Origin of the sequence: Streptomyces sp. NPDC057638, assembly GCF_042800315.1 — a bacterium.
Classification (GTDB): Bacteria; Actinomycetota; Actinomycetes; order Streptomycetales; family Streptomycetaceae; genus Streptomyces.
Map to the genome: position 1 here is coordinate 1 of NZ_JBHVHF010000095.1, position 5386 is coordinate 5386.

A 5386-nucleotide genomic window follows, 5' to 3' on the forward strand; every position below is an offset into this window, starting at 1 on the left:
GGGTGGACCTGTCCACCCGGGCTCACCCGTACTCCGTATCCGGGCTCTCACGCCTCGGTGAGGGTGCCCGCCTTCTCGACATAGCGCGCGCCCGTCCTGGGGCACTCGAAGACACCCGGTTCGCCCGCGCGCTCCACCAGCCGCACGCCCGCGCGCCCGACCCAGCCCACCTGGCGGGCCGGGACACCGACCACCAGCGCGAAGTCGGGCACGTCCTTGGTGACGACCGCGCCCGCCGCGACCATCGCCCAGCGGCCGATCTCCAGCGGGGCGACACAGACCGCGCGGGCCCCGATGGAGGCGCCGTCCGCGATCCGTACGCCCACGGCCTCCCAGTCGCCGCCGCGCAGCTGACCGCCGTCGGGGCTGACCGAGCGCGGGTTGTGGTCGTTGGTGAGCACCACGGCCGGGCCGATGAAGACGCCGTCGCCCAGCTCGGCGGGCTCGTAGACCAGCGAGTAGTTCTGGAGCTTGCAGTCGTCTCCCATGCGCACGCCGGTGCCGACGTAGGCGCCGCGGCCGATGACACAGCGCTCGCCGAGGCTGGCCCGCTCACGGATCTGGGCGAGCTCCCAGACGCTGCTGCCGTCGCCGATCACGGCGCTCTCGTCCACCTGCGCGGTGGGCTGGACCCTGTAGTTCACTTCTCTGCCTTCCGGTGCGCGGCTTCCGCCCGGCGAGCATACGGGCCGGTGCGCGGCGGGCCGGTGGCGGAGGGGCCGTCGCACCCGGCGGGGACGCTCCCGTACGGGCCGGTACGGGGTCCCGGCCGCTGTTCCCGTACGTGTTCCCGCATGAGGCCCGGCCGCCGCTCCCGTACGGCGGTGCCGCAGCCGTACCGGGGGTCAGCCGCGCCGCCGTCCCGCCCAGGAGCGACGGGCGGCGATCCGCGCGCCCGGCAGCCCGTCCAGGACGTCCGCCCGCTCGCCGAACCCGTCGGGGACCTGGGGCAGCCCCAGCGCCGCCACCAGGGCGCGCTGGCGCCGCGCCGGGTCGTCCGCGCCGCGCAGCAGGGCGACCAGGGGCCCCCGGTCGGCGCCCGGAACCCCCGGAAACGCAGCCGCCAGGGCACGGACGACGGCGGCGGCGGCCGTGTGGTCCACCACGGGGGCCGCCGGGTCCCACAGATGCCGGGCCCGGACCCGGCCCCCGTCCACGAGCGTCACCCCGGCTCGCGGCGTCGGCTCCGCCGTACGGAACAGCACCAGCGCGGGCCAGGCCCCGACCGCGCCCACCGCCGCCACCAGCGGCTCCTCGCCACCGGCCCACGGCGACGGGCCGGGGATCTGCTCCACATAGCTCATCTCGGTGCCCGCGCCGCCCCGGCCGCCACCCCGGCCCGCGCCGCGCCCCCGCCGGGTGCCCGCGCCCGCCCCGGCCGTCTGCCGGGCCCGCTGCGGCGTCGCGGCGGCGACCCGCAGCGGCACCGCGCTCAGCGGCGCCGCCTCCATGATCCGCCGGGGCGCGGCGGCCACGATCGCCAGCGCGTGCGGTCCCGTCGGCCCCAGGGCCGCCGGAGGCGCCACCGACGGGGTACGGGGGCCCGGCGGGCGCCCGAAGAACGGCGTCCTGGAGGCGATCTGCATCCGCACCCCGAGCCTCAGCTCCAGGAACTCCTTGCGGCTCTCCCCGAGGTACGCCCACGGATAGGCGCGGGCATCGGTGCCTATCGCCCGGAACACCTCCAGCGCCTCGTCCCAGCGCCGCCCCAGGATCAGCATCATCGCCAGATGGTTGCGGAACCCGGCCGCCTCCGGATCGCCCGGCCCGTACCAGGCCGAGAGCGCCAGCGCCCGGTCGACGGCGGCGGTGATCCGCTCCCGCCCCACGGGGCCGCGCTCGGCGGGGCGGCGGGCCCGGGACCCGTACGCCCCCTCGTACTCCAGCGCGTACTCGACCGCGGCGAGCAGCGGCAGCGCGTGCAGCAGTGAGCCGGGCAGGGCACTGGCCGCGGAGCGCTCGGCGAAGCCGAACATCTCCTCATCGGAGCCGTACCACTTGCGGCAGAGGTACTGCAGGGCGCTGGCGTGGCAGCCGTAGTGGTACGGGGAGCGGGTGACCGCCTCCGTCCAGTACGCGTCGAAGACCTCGCGCGGCGACTGCATGCCCCGGGCGTGGGACAGCGCGACCTCCCAGGGCACCGGGTCGGCCGGATTCAGCTCCACGGCCGCCGCGATCAGCGGGGCGGCGTCCTCCAGCAGCGCGAAGAAGGCGCGGAACCGGTCGTGGGAGACCTGCACCGCCCGGTGATCCGTACGGATCTCCCAGGCGCGCCGCACGGTCAGATCCGCCCTCAGCAGCGTCGCGTCCGGGTGGGCGGGCTCGGCCGCCAGCCACCGCTCCAGCCACTGAGGACTGTGCAGCGCGCACTCGGCGAGGGCCGCGACACATGTGGAGCGGTACTCCCAGCGCGCCCCGAGCCGCGTCTCCGCCAGCAGCTCCCGCGCGGGCCCGGCGTCCCCGAGCCGCGCGGCGGCCAGGGCCCGGCGCAGCGCCGGGTCGGTCACCTGATCGAGGGTGACGGCCCCGTCCGGAGGCAGGTCGGCGCCCACGGCCGAGCCATGACGCAGCATGCGAGGCATGGACAGCGGCGCGGACAGCAGGGAGCGCAGTGACACGGACGCCATTGAACAGCCCCCGCCCTCCTTCCACCAGGCATCCGCCCCTCTTCCTTCCAACGAACCCTGCCCACTGAGCGGTGGCGCCGCCGTGCCCACGAGCGGGTGGACCCGGCGTGCCCGCCACGGGACGGGGGCGTCCCAGGGGCGATGGGCCGCAGCTCAGAGGAAGGCGGGCACGGGCGGCCCGGCGAGGGGCGCGGCCCCTCGGGACACGAGCGGGCCCGCACCCCGGTTTGACCCCCGAAAGTACCCCCCGTACTCTTGACCCTCGGTGTGTTTCCATGCGCACCCCTCCCTGAGCATCTCCCTCCGCGCGTCCCGTTCCCGGGCCGGCACGGAGAGGCCGCTCGTCCTTCCGGATCGTCGTGGGCTCGCGCCCGCGCGGAGCGGCTGGCATCAGGGGGTCTGATTCGAGCGAAAGAGGGTTCCGCGTGTACGCCATCGTGCGCAGCGGTGGTCGGCAGCACAAGGTTGCTGTCGGCGACATCGTCGAGGTTGACAAGATTTCCACCGCCCAGGTCGGCGACACGGTAGAGCTCTCTACCCTGCTCCTGGTCGACGGCGACTCCGTGACCAGCGACCCGTGGGTCCTGGCCGGGATCAAGGTCACGGCCGAGGTCGTGGACCACCACAAGGGCGCGAAGATCGACATCCTTCGCTACAAGAACAAGACCGGCTACCGCCGTCGTCAGGGTCACCGTCAGCAGTACACGGCGATCAAGGTCACCGGCATCCCCACGGCCGCGAAGTAAGGGACTGAGGAGACATGGCACACAAGAAGGGCGCATCGTCCACCCGGAACGGTCGCGACTCCAATGCTCAGCGGCTCGGCGTGAAGCGCTTCGGCGGTCAGGTCGTCAACGCCGGTGAGATCCTGGTCCGCCAGCGCGGCACCCACTTCCACCCGGGCACGGGCGTCGGTCGCGGTGGCGACGACACCCTGTTCGCCCTGAACGCCGGTGCGGTCGAGTTCGGCCGTTTCCGTGGCCGCAAGGTCGTCAACATCGTTCCGGTCGCCGAGTAACCAGCCCCCTGGGGCGTACTCGGTCGCCGAGAGAGCGATCCACGCGGAGGCGGACCTCACTTCCCGTACGGGAAGCGGGTCCGCCTCCGCCGTGTTACAGCTAAGACATATCCCTGAGCACTGGAGGCACACCACCATGACCACCTTCGTGGACCGCGTCGAGCTGCATGTCGCCGCGGGTAACGGGGGCCACGGCTGTGCCTCCGTCCATCGGGAGAAGTTCAAGCCGCTCGGCGGCCCCGACGGGGGCAACGGCGGCCGGGGCGGCGATGTGATCCTGGTCGTCGACCAGTCGGTGACCACGCTCCTCGACTACCACCACAGCCCGCACCGCAAGGCCACCAACGGCCAGCCCGGCGAGGGCGGCAACCGGGCCGGCAAGGACGGCCGCGATCTGGTGCTGCCGGTGCCGGACGGGACCGTCGTCCTGGACGGTCAGGGCCATGTGCTGGCCGACCTGGTCGGTCAGGGCACCACCTTCGTCGCGGGCCAGGGCGGCCGGGGCGGCCTCGGTAACGCGGCGCTGGCGTCGGCCCGCCGCAAGGCGCCCGGCTTCGCGCTGCTGGGTGAGCCCGGCGAGAGCCGTGATGTCGTCCTGGAGCTGAAGACCGTCGCGGACGTGGCGCTGGTCGGCTATCCGAGCGCGGGCAAGTCCTCGCTGATCTCGGTGCTGAGCGCGGCCAAGCCGAAGATCGCGGACTACCCCTTCACCACCCTCGTACCCAACCTCGGTGTGGTGACGGCGGGTTCGACCGTCTACACCATCGCCGACGTTCCCGGGCTGATCCCGGGCGCCAGCCAGGGCAAGGGGCTCGGTCTTGAGTTCCTGCGCCATGTCGAGCGCTGCTCGGTGCTGGTGCATGTGCTGGACACGGCGACGCTGGAGTCGGACCGCGACCCCCTGTCGGACCTCGATGTGATCGAGGCCGAGCTGAAGCAGTACGGCGGGCTGGACGACCGGCCGCGGGTCGTCGTCCTCAACAAGATCGACATCCCGGACGGTCTGGACCTGGCCGAGATGATCCGCCCCGAGCTGGAGGCGCGGGGCTACCGGATCTTCGAGGTCTCCGCCGTCGCCCGCACCGGGCTCAAGGAGCTGTCCTACGCCCTGGCGGGCATCGTGGGCGAGGCCCGCGCCGCCAAGCCGGTGGAGGAGGCGACCCGGATCGTCATCCGGCCCAAGGCCGTCGACGACACCGGGTTCACGGTCGTCCAGGAGGACGACGGTCTCTTCCGGGTGCGCGGTGAGAAGCCGGAGCGCTGGGTGCGGCAGACCGACTTCAACAACGACGAGGCCGTCGGCTATCTCGCCGACCGGCTCAACCGCCTCGGTGTCGAGACGGAGCTGATGAAGGCGGGGGCCCGCGCCGGGGACGGCGTGGCCATCGGCCCCGAGGAGAACGCGGTCGTCTTCGACTGGGAGCCGACCGTCATGGCGGGGGCCGAGATGCTCGGCCGCCGTGGCGAGGACCACCGTCTGGACGAGCCGCGCCCGGCGGCGCAGCGCCGCCGCGAGCGCGAAGCCGAGCGCGACGAGGCGCAGCGGGAGTACGACACGTTCGACCCGTTCCAGTAGGACGATCACGGCCCGTTCCGCGAGGCCGTGTCCGCACAGTCCCGCCTGGGCCGCGACGGCCGGCACACTCCCCCTGGGCTCTGCGGCCCGGGGGTGCCCCCACCCCTGGGCTCTGCGGCCCGGGGGTGCCCCCACCCCTGGGCTCTGCGGCCCGGGGGTGCCCCC

At 73.8% G+C, this 5386-nt stretch carries 5 protein-coding genes; 3 read left to right on the forward strand and 2 right to left on the reverse strand.

The genetic code is table 11. The features are described 5' to 3' along the window. Window positions 1–47 precede the first annotated feature (47 nt). A complete protein-coding gene (locus tag ACFVIM_RS15665; RefSeq protein WP_384301391.1) occupies window positions 48–644 on the reverse strand; it encodes an acyltransferase in 597 nt (198 codons plus the stop codon). 201 nt (window positions 645–845) lie between these two features. Further along, a complete protein-coding gene (locus ACFVIM_RS15670) occupies window positions 846–2618 on the reverse strand; it encodes a hypothetical protein (protein ID WP_384301393.1) in 1773 nt (590 codons plus the stop codon). A gap of 434 nt (window positions 2619–3052) precedes the next feature. On the opposite strand from ACFVIM_RS15670, the gene rplU reads away from it, so the two are divergent. The 3 genes from rplU (at window position 3053) to obgE (ending at window position 5221) form a co-directional block, all read left to right on the forward strand. Continuing rightward, on the forward strand, window positions 3053–3373 hold the full coding sequence (gene rplU, locus ACFVIM_RS15675) for a 50S ribosomal protein L21 (protein WP_384301394.1): 321 nt from the start codon (window positions 3053–3055) through the stop codon (window positions 3371–3373). 14 nt (window positions 3374–3387) lie between these two features. After that, a complete protein-coding gene (gene rpmA, locus ACFVIM_RS15680) occupies window positions 3388–3645 on the forward strand; it encodes a 50S ribosomal protein L27 (protein WP_384301395.1) in 258 nt (85 codons plus the stop codon). Between the two features lie 136 nt (window positions 3646–3781). Beyond that, on the forward strand, window positions 3782–5221 hold the full coding sequence (gene obgE / locus ACFVIM_RS15685; RefSeq protein ID WP_384301397.1) for a GTPase ObgE: 1440 nt from the start codon (window positions 3782–3784) through the stop codon (window positions 5219–5221). Window positions 5222–5386 lie beyond the last annotated feature (165 nt).